Origin of the sequence: Streptomyces sp. NPDC052101 (genome assembly GCF_040680235.1) — a bacterium.
Classification (GTDB): Bacteria; Actinomycetota; Actinomycetes; order Streptomycetales; family Streptomycetaceae; genus Streptomyces.
The window spans coordinates 1-21,676 of the sequence record NZ_JBFAWH010000061.1 but is presented as its reverse complement, the minus strand read 5'-3'; the positions used below and the strand labels follow the sequence as shown (position 1 = coordinate 21,676).

Sequence of the window (21,676 nt, the reverse complement as noted above, 5' to 3'; positions counted from 1 at the left end):
GGGTCTGCCAACTCGTCGTCCCCTTGGGCCACATCGGTACGATCGCGCCCTCGCGCACGAACAGCGGGAGCGTGTCGAGCGGGGCGTGGTAGCCGTTGATCGTGGTCGGGCCCTGATAGGTGCGGCCGGTCCAGTAGTCGGTCCAGGTGCCCTTCGGCAGATAGATGCCGTCCCGGGTGTCGGAGTCCTGGTAGACCGGGGCGACGAGGAAGTCGGGCCCGGACAGGAACTCGTACTTCGCCTGGTCCGTGAGGGTGCCCGGATCGTCCGGGTACTCCAGCCACAGCGGACGCACCGCGCCCACACCGGTCTTCGCCGCCTCGGCGGACAGCGCGTACATGTACGGCAGCAGCCGCTCCTTCAGCTGCAGGTACGTGCGGTTGATGGAGGTGTACGGCTCGCCGTCCAGCCAGGGCTGCTGGTCGGCGGGCTTCTTGGTGGTGAGGTCGGTCGCCCAGCCGTCCATGGTCATGATGGCCGGCAGAAACGCCTTCCACTGCAGGTCGCGGGCGTACATCTTGGCGTCGTGGCGGTAGATGCTGCCCACGTCGCCGGTGTTGTAGGCGATGCCGGACATGGTCGCCCCGGCGTAGGTCGGGATCTGCCAGCGGATGTAGTCCCAGGACAGCTTCTGGTCGCCGCTCCACAGCACCCCGCAGCGCTGGGCGCCCGCCCAGGACACCGGCAGCCACACGAATCCGCGCGCGTCGCTGTTGTCCTCGATCCCCTTCTTCGCGGCGTCGCACGCGTCCAGCGCGAACTTGTAGCCGTTGCCGACCCAGGCCACGTCCAGCTTGGCCACCCGCTGGCCCGCCTTGACCTGGTCGGCGAGCTTGCCGATGCCGTCCTGGGTCCACAGACCCAGCTGGGCGTGGTGGTCCTGCAGGCCCTGGGCGGTCTGCTCCAGGTTCTCGTATCCGCAGCCGTAGCCGTCGTTGACCAGCATCCAGCCGAGCGGCATCTGGTGCCCGGTGTACCCGTCGGCGATCTTCAGTGCGTCCAGGGTGTGCCGCTCGCCCCGGTTGGCGTTGTGCAGGTAGCAGTCCGAGTCGCCGGGTTCGAGGCCGTACACCGGAGGCATGAAGGGCTTGCCCACCAACCGCGTGTACCTGCCGATGACCTGCTTGGCGTCACCGAGGAAGTAGTAGGCGTCCAGGCGCCGTTCCTGCTGGCCGGTGGTCACCGGCGAGCCGAAGGTGTACACGCCCGGCGCGAAGGTGTTGCGGAGGACGCCGTAGCCCGCGCTGGAGAGGTAGAACGGCTGGGAGTTGTTGTAGCCGCCCTCGTCCCAGTCGAAGCTGTTGGACACATACATGGTCTGTCCGCGGTGCGAGAAGCTGCCGTTCTGCTCGCCGCCGCCGAAGAACTGCTCGTCCGCGCCTCGCGCCAGGCTCTGCCGCATCCCGCCGGTCGACCAGCGCAGCGGCTTGTCCTCCTGCCAGATCCGGGTGCGGTTGTCGGGTCTGTACAGCCCGAAGCGCAGGGGGCTCTTGTACACCCGCAGGACGGCCTCCGGTGAACGGATGCCGTAGTAGTCGCCCGCGTCGAAGGACGAGGTGTGCCGCTGGAGGGCGGGCTCCTCGCGTACGATCGCGGTCCCCGCGGGATCGCTGAGCGAGCCGGACGGATCGGCCTGGAGCCGGAGTTGGCCGCCGGTCAGGAAGTCGGCCCGGGCTTTCAGCTGCCCCGCTCCGATGGTGTAACTGCCCTCGCTGCCCGAGAAGGACGTGAGATCCCCGGCGTCGGTGGTGGCGGGCAGGTACGCGGTGCCCGTGAAGGAGTTGTCGTGCACGTCGTACGGCACGACCAGCACGTGGTACGTCCCCGACGCCCGCGGGATCACCGTGGCCTCGGGGTCGGCGGTGCCCGCGCTGGACGCCACCTGCTTGCCGTGGTCGTCGTACACGTAGAGGTCGAAGTCGTCGGTGGGCTTGTCCCACTTGACCGACAGCGGGACGCCGCCCTCGGGGTTGTCGTCCCAGTAGCCGTCCGGCACCGAGACGGTCAGGTCGAAGCGGTCGCAGACCTTGCTGTCGGGGTCGGCCGCCGCGTCGGGACAGCTCTCGGTGCCGCCGCCGGTGCCCTTGGCGTAGACCGGGCTCTGCCAGCCGACGCTGCTGTGTGCGGGGTCGAGTACGGCGCCGGAGGCGGTGGCGGCGGCCTCGGCGGGTGCCGGGGCGGCGAGCATGGTCGCCGCGAGGGCGCTCGCCAGCCCCAGCGGTATCCAGGCCGGCCACGGCACACGATGTCGGAGTCTTCGCACGGCGGAACAGCTCCCCTCACGCACTACTGCGGACTGACTGTTCTTGCGGGTTGCTGCTCGGATACGCTCGAAACAAGCGTCAATCGAGCAACTTCACGCACGAAGACTCGGGGTTGGCGCAGGTTCATGTCAAGAGCGCGGGCCCGGCGGGCTGTGGCGGGCGGCCGCGCCTTTCCGGGGCATCGCCGCGCCGTCGGCCGAGGGGACGTCAGGTGTCGAGGGTGATCGCGGTCTTGGCCCGCTCGACGGAGGCCTCGCAGGCCGGTCCGCCGGGATTCTCGGTGGCGAGCGCCTGGTTGACCTCGACGAACGGGCGCATCCGCTCCTCGTAGCGGGCGAAGGCCGTTCGATGGTCGCGGTCCGCCCGTCGCAGGGCGTCGGCCAGCACCCAGGCCCCCACGAGAGCGAGACTGGTGCCCTGGCCCGACAGCGGAGAGGCGCAGTAGCCCGCGTCGCCGAGCAGGACGGTCCTGCCGTTCGACCAGCGGTCCATGTGGATCTGCGTCATCGCGTCGCAGTAGAAGTCGGGCGCTTCCCACAGGGCCTTCAGCAGCCGCGGGGTCTCCCAGCGGAGCGCGGCCATCCGGTCGGCCACGAATCGCTTGTGCTGCTCGGTGTCGAGCTGGCCGGCGGGCAGCGGCCAGGCTCCGAAACCGAACGAGATCCTCAACTCGGCGTTGTCCCGCACCGGATAGATGCCATATCCGGCCTCGCCGTCCCTGAGCCACAGCTGCCAGTCCTCCAGGGCCAGGAAGTTGTCCGCACCGAAGATCGCCAGGTGCATGCCCAGATGGCGGCTGAACCGCTCCTCCGGTCCGAACCCCAGCCGCCGTACGGCAGAGTGCAGGCCGTCGGCGCCCACGACCAGGTCGAACGTCCGGGGGCGGCCGTGCTCGAAGGCGACCCGTACCCCGTCCCTGTCCTGGTCCAGCGCGGTGACGCCGTCCCCGAAGACGAACTCGACATCGGCACCGGCCTGTTCGTGCAGGAGGCGGACCAGGTCCTCGCGCAGCAGCTCGATGTCGTCGTTCGCGAGCCGACCGCTGCTGAAGGTCGTCTCGGTCGAGCGGTGGATCTCCCTGCCGTCGCCGTCCAGCACCGACATGCCGCGCATCCGGGTGCGCAGGGCTCGGGCCCGGTCCAGCAGCCCCATCCGCTCGACGACGTCGAGGGCGGTGCCGCGGATGTCGATCGCCTGGCCGCCGGCGCGCGGCCCCGGCGCGTGTTCCACCACGGTCACGGCGATGCCGTCGCGGTGCAGCCAGTGGGCGAGCGCGGACCCCGCGACACCGGCGCCGGAGATGAGCACAGTCTTCATTCAAGCTCCTTCGTACGCTGTACGCGCCTGAATGTACGGCGTACGCGCAGTGCCTCCAACTGCCCACTTATCCCTTCTTTCCTAGGACAGTTGGGGTCGTCAGGGCATCCCGTGCTGGTAAGGTCTGAGCTAGTACAGATGCGGCGAGCACGAAAAGAATTTCCGAGGAACCGACGGCATGGCCCCACCATCCGATCCGCCGTTCCGGCGCATCGCCGACGAGATCGCCCGGCGCATCGCCGAAGGCAGCCTGGCCCCGGGCGAGCGTGTACCGTCGACGCGTCAGATCGCCCGTGAATGGGGAGTCGCGCTCGCCACAGCCACCAAGGCCCTCACCGTCCTCCGCCTGGAAGGGCTGGTCGAGGCCAGACCCCGGGTCGGTACGGTGGTGGCGGCCAAGGACCGTCCGGCGCCGGCGAGGCATCGCGTCCCGCCCGAACGCCGGACTCCGTCCACGGCCCACTCCGATCAGGAACTGAGCCGCGCACGGATCGTCCGTGCCGCGACGGACATCGCGGACAGCGAAGGGCTGACCGCGGTGTCCATGCGCAGCGTCGCCGCCCGACTCGGTGTCGCCGCCATGTCCCCCTATCGACATGTCGCCGGCAAGGACGACCTCGTTCTCCTGATGGCGGACGCGGCGTTCGGTGAGGAGACCTATCCGGCCGAGCCACCGGAGGGATGGCGGGCCCGACTGGAACTCGGCGCGCGCACATTGTGGCGGATCCACCGCAGGCACCCCTGGCTCGCACAGGTCGGCTCCCTCACCCGCCCCCTGATGCTGCCGGCCCTGATGACCCACGCGGAATGGGCGCTCGCCGCCCTCGACGGCCGCGGCCTCGATCCGCAGACCATGCTCGACCTGCACGTCCTGCTCTACAGCTACATCCACGGGATCGCCGTGCACATGGAGCGGGAAGCCCAGGCCGAGGCTGCCACCGGCCTGTCCGAGGACCAGTGGATGGACCACCAGGCCCCCGCCTTCGCGGCGATCACCGCGGCCACCGGACACCCCGTGTTCACCAGGGTCACCAGCAGTGTCAAGGGCGGTTACGACCTCGACCTGGACACCCTGTTCGAGTTCGGCCTCAAGCCGCTCCTGGACGGCATCGCCATCATCATCGAGTCCCCACCGCCCCGCCGCGCCACCCCGTGACCGGGCGGCTCATGACGTCACTGGTCCTCCCGGAGCATGGCCAGGGTCAGTACGCCGCCCCCGATGCCCCAGCCGCCGTCCGTCACCTCCTCCACCAGGACCATGGTGGCGGCACGAGCCCGCTCGCCGTAGATCTCGACGTACAGCTCGGTGGTACGGGTGACGATCAGCTCCTTCTGCTCCTCGTCCAGACTTCCGGCAGGGACCTTGAAGTTCGCGAACGGCATGATGATTCTCCTTGGTTGACGGTGCGTCAGAGGGAACTGCCCGTGGTGAGCAGGTCGTCGAGGCCGGCGCGGCGGAAGAAGTCGGCGCGGATCCGGTCGGCCACCGCGGAGACGACCTCGCTGCCGTCACGCGCGGGATCGACATGGGTGCGCAGCGGGCGGCGGCCGGCGGGAAGCTCCACCAGCCGTACGACGGCCCGGGCCACCTCCGCCGCGTCCGCGTCCGGCGGGACCAGCGCCGCGAGCCGCTGGTCCAGCTCCGCCAGCAGGGCGCCGTAGCGCTCGTCGTAGGCGCCCGCGCGCCCGGTGTCGGCGGGCGTGCCGGCGTGCAGGAAGTGGTTGGTGCCGGAGGTGAAGGCGCCAGGCACGACGATCGCGGTGTCGATCCCGAACCGGACCAGCTCGCCGGCGTAACTGACCGCGAGCGCGTCCAGCGCCGCCTTCGCCGCGAAGTACGGCCCCAGGAACGGCGGGCAGCCGCCACGCGTGCTGGAGCTGCCGATCCACACCAGCAGGCCTTCCCCGCGCTCGCGCAGACGGGGCAGCGCGGCCCGGTTCACCCGCTGGGCGCCCAGTATGTTGACGTCGTACAGCTCCGCCAGCTGTCCGGGGGTGAAGGCCTCGGCGGGCCCGGAGACCATGTGGCCCGCGTTGTGGACCACCACGTCCAGCCGGCCCTCGGCGGCCAGCACCCGGGCCACGGCCGCATCCGCGGAGTCCTGGGCGGTGACGTCCAGCTCGACGGCGTGCAGGGCGACGCCGTGTCCGGCCGCGTACCGGTCCAGGGCGGCCACGGCGGGCGCGTTGCGGCCGCTCGTCTGCCGGATGCCCGCGTAGACGGTGTGTCCGGCGTCGGCGAGAGCGCGCACGGTCAGCGCGCCGAAGCCGCTGGAGGCGCCGGTGACCAGGATCGTTCGATGAATGTCGGTATTCATGATTCCTCACTGGGAGTGGGCCGTGGCACGGGGGTGTCGTGGATGGCGGTGTGCGCGAGGGGCCGCAGGCGTCAGACGATGCCGCCGTTGGCACGTACGACCTGGCCGTTGACCCAGTGGCCGGCCGGGGAGGCGAGGAACGCCACCACCTCGGCGATGTCCGCGGGCGTGCCGAGGCGCTCCAGCGGGGGCTGTGCCGCGAGGTGCGCGATGGTCTCCTCGTCCTTGCCGTCGAGGAAGAGATCGGTGGCCGTGGGCCCGGGGGCCACGGTGTTCACGGTGACGTCCCGGCCGCGCAGCTCGCGGGCCAGTACCAGGGTCAGTGCCTCGACCGCGCCCTTGCTCGCGGAGTAGGCGCCGTACTCGGGGAACGCCAGGCCCACCACGGAGGTGGAGAAGGCGACGAACGAGCCGCCCCGCCGCAGGGTGCGCGCCGCCTCCCGGGCGACCACGAAGGTGCCGCGGATGTTGGTGCGGTGCATCGTGTCCAGCTCCGCGAGGTCCAGCTCGGCGATGGGCGCGAGATACATCCGGCCCGCCGCGTGGACCACGACGTCCACTCCGCCGAACTCCGCTGCGGCCGTCGCGAACAACGCGGCGACCTGCCGTTCGTCGGCCACATCGGCGCGTACGGCGACCGCGCGGCCGCCGGCCGCGGTGACCTCCTCGACGGCGGCCTCGGCCAGGTCGCGGTTGCCCGCGTACCCGATCACGACGGCGTAGCCGTCGGCGGCGAGCCGGCTCACCGTCGCCCGGCCGATGCCGCGCGAGCCTCCGGTGACGACGGCGACACGGGGTGCCGAGGGGGTGGTTGCTTCGGTGGACATGAGATCTCCCGTCGCTGGGGGCGGCGTGGCGCCCGGTGGGTGAGTCCACCCTGGGCCGCCGTACCGGAGCCAGCCACGGCTGCGCTCACCCTGGGGTCGGCGACCCCTGGCTACCGGCGCCCCGAGGCGCGACGATGGACGGCGTGAACCATGCCGAGCTGGCCGCCTTCCTGAAGTCCCGGCGCGACCGGGTCCGCCCCGCCGACGTCGGCCTGCCCACCGGCCCCCGCCGCCGGGTGCCGGGCCTGCGCCGCGAGGAGGTGGCCCAGCTGGCCGGGCTGTCCGCCGACTACTACACCGAGCTGGAGCGGGGCCGTGGCGCCCAGCCCTCCGCCCAGGTGCTGGCCGCCCTCGCCCGCGCCCTGCGGCTCGGCGGCGACGAACGCGACCACCTCTTCCACCTGGCGGACCGCCCGCTGCCGCCCGCCGCGCACGGGCCCGCCGCGCTCGTCCAGCCCGCCCTGCTCGGCCTGCTGGACCGGCTCACCACGACCCCCGCCCAGGTCATCACCGACCTGCACGAGCCCCTTGTGCAGAACCCCCTCGCCAGGGCGCTGCTCGGCCCGATGCCGTCCGGGCGCGGTCCCCACCGGAGCTTCGTGTACCGGTGGTTCACCGACCCCGCCGCCCGCGGCCTGTACCCGGCCGAGGACCATCCGCACCACTCCCGCGTGTTCACCGCCGACCTGCAGGCGGTCGCGGCCCGGCGCGCCAAGGACGCCGACGTCACCCGGCTGGTGGCCACGTTGCGAAGGCGCAGCGCGGAGTTCGCCGAGCTGTGGGAGCGGCGGGAGGTGGCCCTGCGCCGCACCGACCACAAGCGGATCGTGCACCCCTCGCTCGGCGTCATCGAGCTGGACTGCCACAACCTGTTCAGCGAGGACGGCCGCCAGCGGCTGCTGTGGTTCAGCGCCGCGCCCGGCACCGAGGGAGCCGCCCAGCTCGAACTGCTGTCGGTCATCGGCACACAGGACCTGGCCGCCCCGGCGGACGAACCGGGGCCCCGGCACCACTGAAGCGCCGGGGACTTGTCACCGATGTCCGCAGACCCGTGGCGGACCGTCGGCTGCCTGAGGCACCCTTGACGGAGTGCGTACGTTTCGCGACGTTTGAGCGGTCGCGCACGGAGGGGACTACTGCGCACATCGGAACCAGTGGCAGGACGCGCCCGGCGCGTCATGGGGGGAGCGGTCGCCCATGCGATCCATGAGCCATGATCCACACGCCTCACCGGCCTGTGCCGCAGCCGGCACACCGCTCGCGGAGCCTGCGGAAGGGCGGTCGAACTGAGGTGGAGATCACCATCCACAGACCCGGCGAGCTGACGCCCGAGCTGCGCGGGGCCTGGCACCGCGCGATGGACGAGTCACCCGAGTACGCCAACCCCTTCCTCGCACCGGAGTTCGCGATCGGCGTCGGCCGGTTCCGGGCCGGGGCGCGGGTGGCGGTCCTGCGCGAGGGCGGGGAACCCGCGGGGTTCTTTCCCTACGAGCGCGGGCCGTTCGGCACCGGACGGGCCATAGGGCTCGGGCTGTCCGACTGCCAGGCCCTCGTGCACCGGCCCGGAGTCACCTGGAACGCCGGGGAACTGCTGCGGGCCTGCGGGCTCAGCATCTTCGAGTTCGACCATCTCGTGCAGGAGCAGGGGCCGTTCGCACCGCACGTCACCGGCACCTTCGCCTCCCCGGTGATCGATGTGAAACCCGGCGACGGCGGCTACCCGGAGTGGCTGCGCGCCACCTATCCGGGGCTGGCCAAGACGACGCTGAAGAAGGAACGGCGGCTCGGCCGGGACATCGGCGGGGTGCGGTTCGTGTTCGACGAGCGCGACCCGGAGGTGCTGCGCACGCTCATGCGGTGGAAGTCCGCGCAGTACCGCAGGACCGGCCGCATGGACCGGTTCGCCCGGCCGTGGATCGTCGGTCTGGTCGACCATCTCTTCCGTGTCCGCGAGGAGCACTGCACCGGAGTGCTGTCCGTGCTGTACGCGGGCGACCGGCCGGTCGCAGCGCACTTCGGCCCCCCGTCGAGCACCGTGCTGGCGGCCTGGTTCACCGCCTACGACCCCGAACTGCACTACTATTCACCGGGGTTGATGATGCACCTGCGCACCGCCGAGGCAGCCGCCCGGGCCGGGGTGACCCTGGTCGACCTGGGCCGCGGTGACAAGGAGTACAAGGACTGGCTCAAGACCCGCGAACTGCGGGTCGCCGAGGGCTTCGCCGCCCGCGCCCATCCGGTGGCGCTGGCCCAGCGGCTGTGGCGCCGGCCGGTCCGCGGGCTGCGCAACACGGTGCTGGCCCACCCGGGGCTGCGTGATCCGGCCGACCACCTGCTGAAGTCGGTGGGCCGGTTCCGCACCCAGGGCGTGGCGGCCGCTTCCTCGGACGCCGGGAGGAACCGCGTTCCGGAACGGTAGTTACTGACAGGTTCTCGTCAAAACTTCGCCAAGCGGCGGATGTTTTCGCGCCGGAGTGGTCGGGTCTCCTGCGTCGGCAGTGTCGATGCATCCCGGAGGTCCCTGGTGTCCCGACCAACCCGCAGAAGACAGTGGTTCACGCTCTGTGCGCTCACCGCTTCCGCCGCTCTCGTCGCGATCCCCCCGTCCGCCGCCTCCGGGCGCTCACCGAGCCCCTTCGGCGTCCGGGCCCTCGGCCAACTCGCCAAGGAACGCGAGCAGTCGGTGGGCGTCATGTCCCCGCATACGGCGACGGGCGGCGATGACGGCAACGAGGCCGACGAGATCGCCGAGGGCGCGGACCAGTACGCCGAGGCCCGCACCTCTCCGGGTGTGGTCGCACCGGGCGCGTACGGCGCCGCCTGGCGCGACCTCACCGCGCTGCCGAGCACGGGCGGCAGCTGGCGCAACATCACCGATCTGCCGTACGACTCCGACGACCCCCGCTACCGCGACATCGACTCCAACTCCAGCGGCGGAAGCGGCGACGTCACCGGCCGGACGGCGGCGCTCGCCGCCGACGACGACGGTTACGTCTACGCGGGCAGCGCCGGCGGCGGAGTATGGCGCTCGCGCACCGGCGGCGGCCACTGGCAGCCCATCAGCGACCGGCTGCCCGCCCAGTCCACCGGCGCCCTCGCCCTCGACGGCGCGGGCCGGCTGTGGCTCGGCACCGGCGAGGCCACCACCAACTCCGACGCGTATCCCGGCAGCGGCGTCTATGTCCTCACCCACCCGCACCACGGCTCCTTCGCCACGCGCGGCCGGGTCGGCGGCGACGAGCTGGAGAGCACCACCATCCACGAGCTGCGCTTCGGCGGCGGCAAGGTGTGGGCGGCCACCAGCAGGGGTGTGTGGAGCCACTCCACCGAGCGGCTCGGCGGCCCCTGGAAGCTGGAGTTCGCGCCCAACCCCGACTTCCTGCCGGGCGGTTCGAAGGCCGACGACCCGAGCGCCCCGTACAAGAACATCGCCAACGACATCGCCATCGACCCCAAGGATCCCGCCAAGGTGGTCCTGGCCGTCGGCTGGCGCGGCGGCGACGACTACAACGGCTTCTACACCCAGGTGAACGGCGCCTGGACCCGGATCGCCGGCGGCCTCGGTGACCTCCCGGCCGACGCCGACGACATCGGCAACGTCACCTTCGCCCGCTCCGCCGACGGCTCCCGCTACTACGCCATCGACCAGTCCCCGAAGCAGCTGAGCACCAACCCGGACAGCGGCCTGGAGGGCATCTACGTCGCCAAGTCCGGCTCGCCGACCGGCCCCTGGACGAAGATCGCCGACTACAAGGGCCTGGCCGCCGACAACTCCGCGCTGACCACGGCCGGTTACATGCCCGGCGTACAGGCCTGGTACAACCAGTTCCTCACCGTCGACCCGAGCGACGCCCAGCACGTGTACGCCGGTCTGGAAGAGGTCTACGAGACCAAGGACGGCGGCGGCGACTGGTCGACCGTGGGCCCGTACTGGAACTTCACCTTCCCCTGCTGGAGCATCGACCCGGCCAAGCGGACCGGCGACTGCAACCCGACCACCCACTCCGACCAGCACGGCGTGGCGATCGGCCGGTACCACGGCAAGAGCTTCGTGTACATCGGCAACGACGGCGGTGTCTACAAGCGCCCGGTGAACGGCTCCCAGGACGCCTCCGGCCACGCCACCGACTGGACGTCCCTCAACGACGGCACCATCGACACCCTCCAGTACTACTCCGTCGGCATCGGCAAGGACCTCGACCACGGCGGCCTGTCCGTCACCGGCGGCCTGCAGGACAACGGCCAGTCCGTCCTGCGCGGCGACGACAAGGTGATGGGCTCCAACTTCGGCGGCGACGGCGGCGACACCCTCACCGACCCGGCCAACGGCTGCGACATCGCCCAGGAGTACGTCTACCTCGCCGTCCAGGTCACCAACAACTGCGCGGTCAACGACGGCAGTTGGACCAAGGACGCGAGCAAGGCGACCTCGTACTCCGTCGCCCCGGCCGACAACGCCACCAGCGAGGCCCGCTTCATCGCCCCGCTCGCGGCGGACCTGAAGGACGGCAACACCTGGGTGGCCGGCGGCCGCCACATCTGGGTGCAGACCCACGGCTACGCCATCCGCAGCGGCTCCGAGTGGACCAGCGTGCACGACTTCGGCGCCGGCCGGGTCGCGACCGCCGTCACCGCGTCCGGCGGGAAGATCTACGCCGCCTGGTGCGGCCCCTGCAACAACCAGGGCTTCGCCCGCGGCATCGCCGTCGGCAACGCGGACGGCACCGGCTGGCACGACATCAGCCTGCCCGTGGACGGGACCGTGCCCAACCGCTACCTGAGCGGCTTCGCCGTCGACCCGAACAACGCCGACCACGTCTTCCTCGCTGTCAACGGCTTCTCCCGGCACTGGACCGAGGGCCCCGGCGCGGGCGTCGGGCATGTCTTCGAGTCCACCGACGGCGGCACCACCTGGAAGGACATCTCGGCCAACCTGCCCGACGTGCCCACCGACTCCGCGCTGGTGACGGCGGACGGCGGCCTCGCCGTCGCCACCGACCTCGGCGTTGTCTACCGCGCGCCGGGCCGCACCACCTGGCAGCGGATCGGCAGCCTGCCGGCCGTGGCGGTCCTCCAGCTCAGGACCAGCCCCGACGGCGGCACGCTGTACGCCGCCACACACGGCCGGGGCATCTACACGCTGAAGGTGTGCGACCTGCGCTGACCGCCGGAGCGCACCAAAGGGGTGGCCCCAGAGCGACGGGGGCCACCCCTCCCCGTACTACTTGCCGCGTACCGCCCGCCCCACCTCCGTGCGCAGCGCCACGAACCCCGGCAGGCTCCGCGTGCTGATCTGGTCGCGCTCACCGGGCAGGTCGACCGGCAGGTCCAGGACGACGCGGGAGCCGGGGCCGGGGGAGAGGACGACGACGCGGTCACCGACGTACACGCTCTCGTCGATGTCGTGGGTGACGAACACGATGGTGGTGCCGTCGGTGCGATGGACCTCCAGCAGCAGGTCCTCCAGATCCTCCCGGGTCCCGGCGTCCAGCGAGCCGAACGGCTCGTCCATGAGCATCAGGGAGGGCCGGCAGACCAGGGCGCGGGCGAGGGCGACGCGCTGCTGCATACCGCCGGACAGCTCGCGGGGACGGCGCCGGCCGACCCCGTGCAGTCCGACGCGTTCGAGGATCGACTCGGCCTCGGCCCGGCGGGTGGCGCGACCCAGGCCCCGGCGGCGCAGCGGCAGAGCCACGTTGTCGCGGACGGTGAGCCAGGGCAGCAGCGAGCGGCCGTACTCCTGGAAGACGACCGCGAGATGCTCCGGCACGCCGGTCACCGGTGTCCCGTCGACCGTGATCGTGCCCTCGTGCGCGGGCAGCAGCCCGGCGATGGTCCGCAGCAGCGTGGACTTGCCGCAGCCCGAGGGCCCGACCACGCTGAGCAGCTGGCCGTCGGGCACCGTGAGGCTGATGCCGTCCAGGACGCGGGTGTCGCCGAAGTGCCGGCTGACGGAGTCGAGGCGCAGCATCCCTCACCCGGCCCAGGGCTCGTACAGGGTGCCCGCACCGCCGGTGACCCGCAGATGCAGCAGGAAGGGGCCCGCGTCGTCGCCGCGGCCGAGGGCGTGGTCCAGCGCGGCCGGCAGCTCCTCGGCGTGCTCGGCGCGGGCCGCCGGGCAGCCGAAGGACTCCGCGAGCGCGGCGAAGTCGATACCGGTGATCTCCGTACCGGGGACGGGCGCGATGCCGATCCGGCGGCCCAGGGCGCGGACGGCGCCGTAACCGCCGTTGTCCAACAGGGCGTAGGTGACCGGCGCCGCGTGCCGGGCCGCGCTCCACAGCGCCTGCACCGAGTACAGCGCCGAACCGTCGCCGACCACGCACACCACCCGGCGCCGGTCGGCGAGCGCCCGGCCGACCGCGAGCGGCAGGCCCCAGCCGAGCGCCCCGCTGCCCGTGGTCAGGAAACCGCCGCTCAGCTCGATGGGCACGCGCGCGTGCAGCGTGTCGCGATGGCTCGGCGCCTCCTCGACGAGGACCCGGTCGTGCGGCAGCCGGGCGTGCAGCAGATCGAAGAACAGCTCCGGGGTGATGGGCCCGTCGGCGCGGGCCGGGACCGGAGCCGGCCGGGGAGGCGGCGGATCGCGGTCGGATTCCTTCAGCAGCGAGGTGAGCCGGGCCAGGGCGGGGCGCAGCGTGGTGACGAGGCTGGTGCCGGTGGGCAGCCAGGCGGCCTGGCCGGGGTCGCAGTCCAGATGGAACAGCTCGGTGCCGGGCGCGAGCGGCGGGCCGTCGTCCGCCACGTGATAGGTGAACACCGGTGCGCCGAGGGCGACCACCATGTCGTACGGGGCGAGGCGCGCGGCCAGTTGACGGGCGACCGGCGGCAGGAAGCCCTGGAACAGCGGGTGGGACTCCGGGAAGCCGGAGCGGCCGGAGAGCGGGCTGATCCACACCCCGGCCCGGATCCGCTCGGCCAGCGCCCGCACCAGGTCCAGCGCGTCCTCGTCGTCCACGCCCGGGCCCACCACCAGCGCCGGGCGCGCACAGGCGGCCAGCCGGTCGGCGAGCGATGCGAGGGCGTCCGGGTCGGCCGTGAACGCCGAGTGCACCGTGCGGGGCGCGACAGGCTCGGCGGGCCGGTCCCAGTCGTCCTCGGGCACGGACACGAACACCGGGCCGCGTGGCTGCGTCATCGCGATCCGGTACGCCTCGGCGAGCACAGCCGGCACATCCTCGGCCCGCTCCGGCTGGCGGGCGGACTTCACGTACGGGCGCGGGAAGGCGGCCGGTTCGTCGGCGCCGAGGAAGGGCCGCAGCTGGATCAGCGAGCGCGCCTGCTGTCCCGCCACGATCACCAGCGGCACCCGGTCGCGGAAGGCGTTGAACACCGCGCCGAGCGCGTGCCCCGTCCCGCCCGCCGAGTGCAGGCTGACGAAGGCCGCCCGCCGGGTGCCGAGGGCGTGCCCGGCCGCCATCCCGACGACGGCGGACTCCTGAAGACCCAGCACATAGGTGAAGTCGTCCGGCCAGTCCCGGAACATCCGCAGCTCCGTGGAGCCCGGATTGCCGAAGACCGTGGTCATGCCGGTGTCCCGCAGCAGCCCTACGACCGCGTCCCGGACCGTGGTCGTCGTCATGCCGTCCTCCCCGTGGACGTCCTCGGGCCGACGAGCCGCTTCTCGACCGCCAGCAGACCGGTGTTGAGCAGATACCCGAGCGCGCCGAGCAGCAGCAGCGCCGACCACACGGTGAGCAGGTCGGAGCGGGTCTGGGCGTCGGTGAGCGTGAAGCCGATGCCGTTGTCGCTGCCCGGCAGCAGCTCCGAGAACACCATCAGGATCAGGCACAGCGACAGGCTGAGCCGGAGCCCCGCGAAGATCCGGGGCAGCGCCGAGGGCAGGATCAGGAACCACAGCCGTTCGGGCGCCGTCAGCCGCAGCACGGCGGCCACCTGGAGCCGCAGCGGATCGGTGGCCCGGGCGCCCTCGGCCGAGTTGACCAGCACCGGCCATACGGCGCTGAACGCGATCGACGCCACCTGCATGGGCGTACCGAAGTCGAGGACGACGACGAACACCGGCACCAGCGCGGGCGGCGGCACGGCCCGCGCGAACTGCAGCACCGGGTTGCACAGCGCGTACGCCCGGCGCGAGCGGCCCACCGCGATCCCCAGGGTGATCCCGCCGGCGGCGGCGAGCGCGAATCCGGCCGCCATCCGGCCGACGCTCGGCAGGATGGTGTCGACGGCGGCCGAGGTGAGGAACAGATGACCGGCGGGCCCGGAGAACCACAGGTCGCGGGCGTGCCGGGCGATGCGCAGCGGCGGCGGGAAGTAGACGCTGCCCTGCGCCCGCGCCGCCAGCTCCCAGCAGGCCACGGCGACGAGGAGCACCGACCAGCGCAACAGCAGGGGCAGAGCGGTACGGCTCATGGGCGCGTCCCCGGCCGCAACTGCCCCGACGTTTCCCGGGGTTCCTCGGCCCACGCGAACAACCGCCGCTCCGCGCCGACCAGTACGCCGTTGATCACCAGCCCCAGCGCCCCCGCCCACACCACCCCCGCGAGCACATCACGGGTACCGTCCGTCGCCGTCTCCGCCTGGGCGATGAAGATGCCGAGGCCCTGGCCGAAGCCGGAGAGGATCTCGGTCGCGACGGCGAGGATCAGGGCGACCGCGGCCGAGATCCGCACTCCGGCGGCGATGAACGGGGCGGTGGCCGGCAACTCCACCCGCAGCAGCACCGCGAGCCGCCCGAACCCGAAGGCGCGCAGGGTCTCCTTGGCCAGCGGGTCCGTCTCGCCGAGGCCGTACACGGTGTTGAACAGCACCGGCCAGAGCGAGGCGTAGGCGATCAGCGTCACCTCCGTCTCGGTGCCCGATCCGAGCAGCAGCGACACCAGCGGGATCAGCGCGACGGACGGCAGGGGCCGCAGAAACTCGATCACCGCGCGTACGGCGGTCTCCGCGACCGGCACCGCGCCGAGCAGCAGCCCCAGCGGCACGGCGATCGCGCAGGCGAGCCCGAGCCCCAGTGCCCAGGCCCGCAGCGTCACCCCGATCCCGTCGAGAAAGGACGTGTCGCCCGCCAGCCGGGCGGCGCGGGCGAGGACTTCGGAGGCGGGCGGCAGATAGCTGCGCCGCACGATCCCGGCCCGGGAGACCGCCTCGCAGACCCCGAAGGCCGTCGCCGCGCCGAGCAGGCCGAGCAGAAAGTCCTGACGTCGTGTCATTTCACCAGCAGGGGTGCTGGATCGAAGTCCTTCTTCAGCAGCCGCTGGGTGCGCATGAGCGCGATGAGCCGGCGCAGCGCGGCCGGGTCGGCGGTCACCGGATAGGTGGGCAGATGGATCGACTTGGCCTGGTCCGCGCTGACCTTGGTGTACGTCGGCAGCTCCGTGCGGACCGTCCCCGGATCGCCGGCGGCGAGTTTGGACGCCGTCTCGATGGCACGCCGGAAGCCGGCTGCGGCCTTCGGGTTCTTCTTCACGAAGTCGGCCGTGGTGATGTACCCGCTGGCCGGCAGGCCGAGCGCCGGTCCCGACCCGCCGTCCAGCAGCACCCGTGCGCCCAACTCGGCCTGGACTGCGGTGTCGAAGGGCTCGACCGCGTGGGCGGCGTCCACCTGGCCCTTCTCCAGGGCGGGGCCCATCTGCGGGAACAGGATCTGCCGGTAGACGGGCCGGCCGGCGCCCTGGGCGTCGAGGATCGCGTTCAGGGTCAGGGACTGGATGTTGTTGAGGACGGCGACGGCGACCTTCCTGCCCGCAAGGTCGGCGGGTTTCCTCAGCGCCGAGTCCTTGGGCACGAGGACGTCCATCATGTGCGGGGCGATCCGGACGCCCTCGGCGAGGATGCGCAGGTCCAGGGTGCCCTTCTCATATGCCTGGAGGTAGGTGACGTAGTTCGCGCTCGCGATCACGTTCACCTGGCCCTTGAGCAGCGCGGGCAGCGCCTGGATGCTCTGCTGCACGGGCTGGATGCGGACGTCCAGGCCCTCCTTGGCGAACAGTCCGCGGTCCCGGGCGAGATAGAGGGCGGCCGAGTCGGTGAGGGGCAGCGCCGCGACGGTCAGCTGCTGCCGCCCGTCGCCGGAGTGCGAGGTGCCGCCGCTGCCGCAGCCCACGAGGACCAGGGCGGCCGCGGCCACGAGCGCGGCGGGCCGTTTCGTTCCCGAACGTGATCGACGTAATGCCATACCGGCATGACTACCCTCCCTTTGTCATGATCGCTACAGATCGGGGCTGGATTCCGGGCCCTTTGGAGAAATACGCACGATTCCCGGCAGGGCCCGGGCCGCCTCAGGCCGGTGGGCCCGCGATGCGCAGGGGCGGCGCGGGGGACGGTGGTACGGCCTCGGCCGCGCCGGTGACCTCCGTCCACCAGTCCGCGCCGTCCTCGATGTAGCGCAGCAGCACGCCCTCGCGGATCGCCCATGGGCAGACCACGGCCCCGCGCAGCCCCATGAGCTTCAGCGCCGTGTGCCCGACGACGGCTCCGGCCAGGCTCTGCGCGGCGCGCGGCGCGGAGATCCCGGGCAGCCGGGCCCGCTCGGCGGCGGGCAGCGCGGCGAGGGTACCGACCGCCTCCTGCAGATCCCGGCAGTGCAACTCCCGCCGTACGAAGGGCCCCTGCCGCCCCGGCGCCGCTCCGCACAGCCGGGCCAGCTGCTGGAACGTACGGGAGCTGACCGCGGCGGTGCGCGGCCGCTCCCAGCGGATCCGCGAGGCGACGTCCCGCAGCTCATGGCGGATCCGGCGGCGCAGTTCCCTCAGTTCCTCCGGCCCCGGCGGGTCCTGGAGGTCGAGGTACTCCCGGGTGAGCCGGTTCGCGCCGAGCGGCAGGGCGGCCGCGAAGTCGGGCAGTCGGCCCCGGCCGAAGGCCACGTCCAGCGAGCCGCCCCCGATGTCGAGCACCGCGAGCGGGCCGGCCCGCCAGCCCAGCCAGCGCCGGGCCGCCAGAAAGGTCAGCTCCGCCTCGGTCTCACCCGGCAGGGTGCACATGCGGATCCCGGTCCCGGCCGCCACTCGGCGGAGCACCTCCTGCCGGTTCGGGGCACCGCGCACCACCGCGGTCGCGAAGGCCAGCGGCCCCGGCGCATGCCACATCCGGGCCGTCGCCCCGGCCGCGGCCACCGCCCTCACCAGCCGCTCCACCGCCTCGTCGGCCAGGGTGCCGTCCGGACCGACCTGTTCGGACAGGCGCAGCTTCCACTTGGCCGTGCGCACCGGCAGCGGAACACCGTCCTCCACATCCGCGATCACCAACCGAACCGTGTTCGATCCCGCGTCCACCACACTCACCCGCATGGCCGGGAACTACCCACTTCTCCGCTGAAAACCCGTCATACAAGCGTCGCTTCCGCGCACAGCACGGCCCGGCGTGCCGCCCGGACCCCGGTTCACTCGCTGTCCGGATCCCGGCCCCCAAGCCACCCGCATCCCCGTCCGCTGCCCTTAGATGGTCGCCTGGACGGTCACCACCACGGTCGGCGCTGGGAGCGGCACTTGAGCGGGACGGATGCGACGAGGGTACTGGTCATCGGGGGCGGCATCGCGGGGACCGCGGCCGCCCTCGGGCTGCACAAGGCGGGGTTCGGCGTCACCGTGTACGAGGAACACCCCGATTCGGCCGAGGACATCGGGGCGTTCCTGACCCTGGCGAGCAACGGCATGCGCGCCCTGGCCCAGCTCGACGCCACGGACGCCGTCACAGCGGTCGGTTTTCCGCTGACTTCACTGCGGCTGCTCGACCAGGAGGGCACCGAGCTGACCCACGCACCGCTCGGCGAGGTGGCCGAGCCCGCACTGCGCTACCGCTGCCTGCGCCGCGGCGAGCTGAACGCGGCCCTGCAGGGCGAGACCGCCCGGCGCGGCATCCGCCTGCGCCACGGCGCCCGGCTGGTCTCCCTCGCGGACGGCCCCCACGGCGTCACCGCCGGGTTCGCCGACGGCAGCGCGACCCACGCGGACCTCGTCGTCGGCGCCGACGGGCTGAACTCCACCGTGCGCCGCATCCTCACCCCGGGCATGCGGCCCGGGTACGCCGGTCAGCGGGTCTTCTACGGCTATGCCGGCACCCCGCCCGGCGCGGACCGCACCGGCGTCATCACCATGGTCCGGGGCAGCGAGACCGCGTTCGGATACGCCGTGTCACCGGCCGGGCAGACGTACTGGTTCGCCCGCGTGACCACGGAACCCCTGCCTTCGCGCCGCTCCGCGCACCGCGCCCCGTATCGCCAGGAACTCCTGCCGCTGCTGCGCAAGGACGCCGCACCCGCCGCGGACATCGTGGCCGCCTCCGAGGGCCCCGTCATGGTCGTCAACGCCACCGAGATGCCGCTCGGGGCGGTGTGGCAGAAGGGGCGCGTCCTGCTCATCGGCGACGCGGCCCACGCCGCGTCCCCGGCGACCGGCCAGGGCGCCTCCATGGCACTGGAGGACGCCGTCGTCCTCGCCAAGGCGCTGCGCGACCTGCCCGACGCGCCGGCCGCGTTCACCGCCTACGAACGGCACCGCCGTCCCCGCGCGGAACACAACATCACCGTCAGCGGCGGTATCTCCCGCGGCAGCCGCACCCCGTCCCGCCCCGGCCCGGTCGCGGCCCGTACCGCGGCACCCGACGAGGCGCTGATCCGCCAACTGGCCTGGGACAGCCCACTGTCCGCCGCCCCGCCCGAGCAACCCTGACCGGCCCCTCCGGGCGGAGGTACGCGCGCGAAAGTGCAAGAGGCGGAACACTGGAGTCCATTGCCGGGGAAACCACCGGAGCCGGATCGTTCCGTGCAACCGGCCCTTCGGCAACAAGGAGCACAGTTGCGGCTCTTGAGCAGAGCAGGCGGCGCCGTGGCCGTGCTTTCGACGGCCACCGCCCTGGTCCTGGGCGGCGGCACCGCATCCCCGGCACCGGCCGCGCCGTCCGCCGATGCCACCTACACCGTGACCGTGGGGACCCCGGTACCCTTCACCCACCCCACGGACACCCCCGCCGATCCCTATCTCGACCGGGACGGCACCTTCCACTACCAGCAGTCCGCCGCCCTGTACGGCGCCAAGGACCCGCGCACCTGGGACTTCTACACCGGCAGGGACTTCGACTCCGCGCGCTTCGACAAGACCCTGAGCAAGGCGGTGAACCCCGCCAACTCCGCCGACCGCAACGACGACACCACCTGGCGCTGCAACAACAGCCCCACCGGCCGGGGAGCGACGTACGCCCCGAGCGGCTCCGGCTACGCCCAGAAGAACTACTGCGACCTGTCCGGGCTCTGGGTCGACCCCGACACCGGCGACTGGTACGGCCTGGTGCACAACGAGTTCACCCCGCAGCCCTTCGGCGACGGACTGCACTACGACGCCATCGACTACGCCGTCTCCACCGACCGGGGCCGCACCTGGACCATCAAGGACCACGTGATCACCTCCCCGTACAGCACCAGGCGCGGGGACACGGCCGCCTTCCCGAACCAGACGTACTCCTACGGCGACGGCGACCAGCGCCTCTTCGTCGACACCGCCTCCGGCTACTTCTACGTCTATTACGGCTCCCGGATCATCGACAAGAGCGGTGGCTGGAAGGCGTTCTACGAGCATGTGGCCCGTGCCCCGATCTCCGCCAAGATGGCCCCCGGCTCCTGGCGCAAGTGGTACGACGGCGCCTGGTCGCAGCCCGGCACCGGCGGCAAGGAGAGCAACGTCGTCCCCGTCGACGCCGACCACCCCACCGGCTACACCCCCGCCTCCGCCGAGTACGACCCGGCCAACACCGGCACCGCCGCCCAGCAGATCGCGGCCGGCAAGATGCCGCCGACCTCGCCGCTGTTCGTCATGAACATCGCCTACGACGCCTACCTCGGGCTGTACATCGGCGAACCGCAGGCCGTCGACCAGAGCGGGAACTCACCGCAGTACCTCTACGCCACGACCGACCTGACGAGCCAGAAGTGGCACCTCATCGGGGACACCGGCAGCTACACCAACGCCTCCTGGTACCGCTGGTTCCTCGACAGCGCCAACCGCACCAGCTCCACGATCGTCGGCAAGTCCTTCCGCTCCTACTGCGCCTTCGGCTGCTCGCACGACGCCTCCGGCGAGTACGTCGACCTCACCATCGACTCCACCGCGCCCGCACCCGCACCCATGGACACGCGCCGCGGCTACCGCATCGCGAGCGGCGCGGGCCGGATCCTCGCCCAGACCGCCACCGGCAGCGCCACCACCTCGCTCGGCCGGCCCTCCGGATCCGGCCGCGACACCTGGGTCTTCACCCCGACCGGCGACGGCGCCTTCACCATCGCCAACGCGGCGAGCGGCCGGCTGCTCGGCGTGGACTCCACCTCCCGTGCCGGACGCGCCTGGGGCGCCAGGCCCACCGTCACCGCGGCAGGGGCCGGCGGGCCGACGGCCGGACAGCAGTGGTTCGTGCTCCCGGACGCCGCCGGCGGCACCTACCGTCTGGTCAACCGCTACAGCGGACTCGTGCTCGGCCTCTCCGGCAGCTCCGGGCGGCTCGCCGAGACCACGCCGGTGCGCAACTGGACGGACCGTAGCGGGACCTCCGTCGGCGCCGGACGCTCCGCCGCCGAGCAGACCCTGTCCCTCACCCCGACCGGTGCCCCACACACCGGGAAGGGCCAGGCCGGCCACTAGCCGGCCGAGCCGGGCCCGCGCGGGCGCTCCCCGGCCGCGCGGGCCCAACCCCGTCCGGCGGGACGGGACTTGCGTCCGACTACCCTGCGACCATGTCGATCAACAACGGGGATTCCGATGCACAGGTGGCCGTGACGGCGGCCCGGGCGGGCGCCGCCGTGGTCCGTGACCTCTACGGCAGCCGGCTCGCACGGTACGACAAGTCCGCCGGCGACTTCGCGACCGAGGCGGACCTCGCCGCCGAGCGGGCCATTCTGGACGTGCTGCGTGCCGCCCGCCCCGACGACGCCGTGACCGGCGAGGAGAGCGGACGCTCCGGCGCCGCCGACGCCCACCGCCGCTGGCTCGTCGACCCGCTG

Annotated in this window: 18 protein-coding genes; 7 read left to right on the top strand and 11 right to left on the bottom strand. The window is 72.4% G+C overall.

The window, feature by feature from the left end; genetic code table 11:
* Both AB0L75_RS42080 and AB0L75_RS42075 read right to left on the bottom strand, forming a co-directional pair.
* Nucleotides 1-2,242: TIM-barrel domain-containing protein (locus AB0L75_RS42080; RefSeq protein ID WP_365191575.1), on the bottom strand; the 2,242-nt coding region annotated here is incomplete at its 3' end.
* Between the two features lie 229 nt (nt 2,243-2,471).
* A complete protein-coding gene (locus tag AB0L75_RS42075; RefSeq protein WP_365191574.1) occupies nt 2,472-3,581 on the bottom strand; it encodes an FAD-dependent monooxygenase in 1,110 nt (369 codons plus the stop codon).
* Between the two features lie 178 nt (nt 3,582-3,759).
* Here AB0L75_RS42075 and AB0L75_RS42070 point away from each other — a divergent pair, with 178 nt between their 5' ends.
* On the top strand, nt 3,760-4,737 hold the full coding sequence (locus tag AB0L75_RS42070) for a TetR/AcrR family transcriptional regulator C-terminal domain-containing protein (protein ID WP_365191573.1): 978 nt from the start codon (nt 3,760-3,762) through the stop codon (nt 4,735-4,737).
* Between the two features lie 17 nt (nt 4,738-4,754).
* On the opposite strand, the gene AB0L75_RS42065 is transcribed toward AB0L75_RS42070, so the two are convergent.
* From AB0L75_RS42065 to AB0L75_RS42055, 3 genes are all read right to left on the bottom strand, one after another.
* Nucleotides 4,755-4,964 (bottom strand): tautomerase family protein, encoded by a 210-nt coding sequence (locus tag AB0L75_RS42065; RefSeq protein WP_365191572.1) that lies wholly within the window; start codon nt 4,962-4,964, stop codon nt 4,755-4,757.
* A gap of 26 nt (nt 4,965-4,990) precedes the next feature.
* A complete protein-coding gene (locus tag AB0L75_RS42060) occupies nt 4,991-5,899 on the bottom strand; it encodes an SDR family NAD(P)-dependent oxidoreductase (protein ID WP_365191571.1) in 909 nt (302 codons plus the stop codon).
* Between the two features lie 71 nt (nt 5,900-5,970).
* On the bottom strand, nt 5,971-6,726 hold the full coding sequence (locus AB0L75_RS42055; RefSeq protein WP_365191570.1) for an SDR family oxidoreductase: 756 nt from the start codon (nt 6,724-6,726) through the stop codon (nt 5,971-5,973).
* A gap of 143 nt (nt 6,727-6,869) precedes the next feature.
* Here AB0L75_RS42055 and AB0L75_RS42050 point away from each other — a divergent pair, with 143 nt between their 5' ends.
* The 3 genes from AB0L75_RS42050 to AB0L75_RS42040 all read left to right on the top strand — a co-directional run bounded on the left by AB0L75_RS42050 (nt 6,870) and on the right by AB0L75_RS42040 (nt 11,890).
* Nucleotides 6,870-7,742, top strand: a complete 873-nt coding sequence (locus AB0L75_RS42050; protein ID WP_365191569.1) for a helix-turn-helix transcriptional regulator — start codon at nt 6,870-6,872, stop codon at nt 7,740-7,742.
* A gap of 275 nt (nt 7,743-8,017) precedes the next feature.
* Nucleotides 8,018-9,145 (top strand): GNAT family N-acetyltransferase, encoded by a 1,128-nt coding sequence (locus AB0L75_RS42045; protein ID WP_365191568.1) that lies wholly within the window; start codon nt 8,018-8,020, stop codon nt 9,143-9,145.
* A 105-nt stretch (nt 9,146-9,250) separates the two neighbouring features.
* Entirely contained in the window at nt 9,251-11,890 is a 2,640-nt protein-coding gene (locus AB0L75_RS42040; RefSeq protein ID WP_365191567.1) for a glycosyl hydrolase, read from the top strand.
* A 57-nt stretch (nt 11,891-11,947) separates the two neighbouring features.
* Here AB0L75_RS42040 and AB0L75_RS42035 read toward each other — a convergent pair whose 3' ends face one another.
* From AB0L75_RS42035 to AB0L75_RS42010, 6 genes are all read right to left on the bottom strand, one after another.
* Nucleotides 11,948-12,697, bottom strand: a complete 750-nt coding sequence (locus tag AB0L75_RS42035; RefSeq protein ID WP_365191566.1) for an ABC transporter ATP-binding protein — start codon at nt 12,695-12,697, stop codon at nt 11,948-11,950.
* Nucleotides 12,698-12,700: 3 nt separating this feature from the next.
* A complete protein-coding gene (mdlC, locus tag AB0L75_RS42030) occupies nt 12,701-14,308 on the bottom strand; it encodes a benzoylformate decarboxylase (protein WP_365191565.1) in 1,608 nt (535 codons plus the stop codon).
* Nucleotides 14,305-15,102 (bottom strand): ABC transporter permease subunit, encoded by a 798-nt coding sequence (locus AB0L75_RS42025; protein ID WP_365191564.1) that lies wholly within the window; start codon nt 15,100-15,102, stop codon nt 14,305-14,307. The genes mdlC and AB0L75_RS42025 overlap by 4 nt, the downstream gene beginning before the upstream one ends.
* Nucleotides 15,099-15,902, bottom strand: coding sequence for an ABC transporter permease (locus AB0L75_RS42020; protein WP_365191563.1), 804 nt, complete (start codon nt 15,900-15,902; stop codon nt 15,099-15,101). The genes AB0L75_RS42025 and AB0L75_RS42020 overlap by 4 nt, the downstream gene beginning before the upstream one ends.
* Nucleotides 15,899-16,867, bottom strand: a complete 969-nt coding sequence (locus tag AB0L75_RS42015) for an ABC transporter substrate-binding protein (protein WP_365191562.1) — start codon at nt 16,865-16,867, stop codon at nt 15,899-15,901. Before AB0L75_RS42015 ends, AB0L75_RS42020 begins: the two co-directional genes overlap by 4 nt.
* 103 nt (nt 16,868-16,970) lie before the next feature.
* Nucleotides 16,971-17,978 carry a Ppx/GppA family phosphatase gene (locus AB0L75_RS42010; RefSeq protein ID WP_365191561.1) on the bottom strand — a complete coding sequence of 336 codons (1,008 nt, stop codon included), beginning with the start codon at nt 17,976-17,978 and terminating at the stop codon, nt 16,971-16,973.
* A 198-nt stretch (nt 17,979-18,176) separates the two neighbouring features.
* On the opposite strand from AB0L75_RS42010, the gene AB0L75_RS42005 reads away from it, so the two are divergent.
* The 3 genes from AB0L75_RS42005 to AB0L75_RS41995 all read left to right on the top strand — a co-directional run.
* Nucleotides 18,177-19,358 (top strand): FAD-dependent monooxygenase, encoded by a 1,182-nt coding sequence (locus AB0L75_RS42005; protein ID WP_365191560.1) that lies wholly within the window; start codon nt 18,177-18,179, stop codon nt 19,356-19,358.
* A gap of 135 nt (nt 19,359-19,493) precedes the next feature.
* Nucleotides 19,494-21,317 (top strand): RICIN domain-containing protein, encoded by a 1,824-nt coding sequence (locus AB0L75_RS42000; RefSeq protein WP_365191559.1) that lies wholly within the window; start codon nt 19,494-19,496, stop codon nt 21,315-21,317.
* Nucleotides 21,318-21,409: 92 nt separating this feature from the next.
* A partial coding sequence (locus AB0L75_RS41995) for an inositol monophosphatase family protein (RefSeq protein WP_365191558.1) occupies nt 21,410-21,676 on the top strand: 267 nt, incomplete at its 3' end.

Excerpts from the sequence above, each read along its gene's own strand:
- AB0L75_RS42075 (WP_365191574.1), bottom strand. The coding sequence starts at position 3,581 with ATGAAGACTGTGCTCATCTCCGGCGCCGGTGTCGCGGGGTCCGCGCTC.
- AB0L75_RS42070 (WP_365191573.1), top strand. The coding sequence starts at position 3,760 with ATGGCCCCACCATCCGATCCGCCGTTCCGGCGCATCGCCGACGAGATC.
- AB0L75_RS42065 (WP_365191572.1), bottom strand. The coding sequence starts at position 4,964 with ATGCCGTTCGCGAACTTCAAGGTCCCTGCCGGAAGTCTGGACGAGGAG.
- AB0L75_RS42060 (WP_365191571.1), bottom strand. The coding sequence starts at position 5,899 with ATGAATACCGACATTCATCGAACGATCCTGGTCACCGGCGCCTCCAGC.
- AB0L75_RS42055 (WP_365191570.1), bottom strand. The coding sequence starts at position 6,726 with ATGTCCACCGAAGCAACCACCCCCTCGGCACCCCGTGTCGCCGTCGTC.
- AB0L75_RS42035 (WP_365191566.1), bottom strand. The coding sequence starts at position 12,697 with ATGCTGCGCCTCGACTCCGTCAGCCGGCACTTCGGCGACACCCGCGTC.
- mdlC (WP_365191565.1), bottom strand. The coding sequence starts at position 14,308 with ATGACGACGACCACGGTCCGGGACGCGGTCGTAGGGCTGCTGCGGGAC.
- AB0L75_RS42025 (WP_365191564.1), bottom strand. The coding sequence starts at position 15,102 with ATGAGCCGTACCGCTCTGCCCCTGCTGTTGCGCTGGTCGGTGCTCCTC.
- AB0L75_RS42020 (WP_365191563.1), bottom strand. The coding sequence starts at position 15,902 with ATGACACGACGTCAGGACTTTCTGCTCGGCCTGCTCGGCGCGGCGACG.
- AB0L75_RS42015 (WP_365191562.1), bottom strand. The coding sequence starts at position 16,867 with ATGGCATTACGTCGATCACGTTCGGGAACGAAACGGCCCGCCGCGCTC.
- AB0L75_RS42010 (WP_365191561.1), bottom strand. The coding sequence starts at position 17,978 with ATGCGGGTGAGTGTGGTGGACGCGGGATCGAACACGGTTCGGTTGGTG.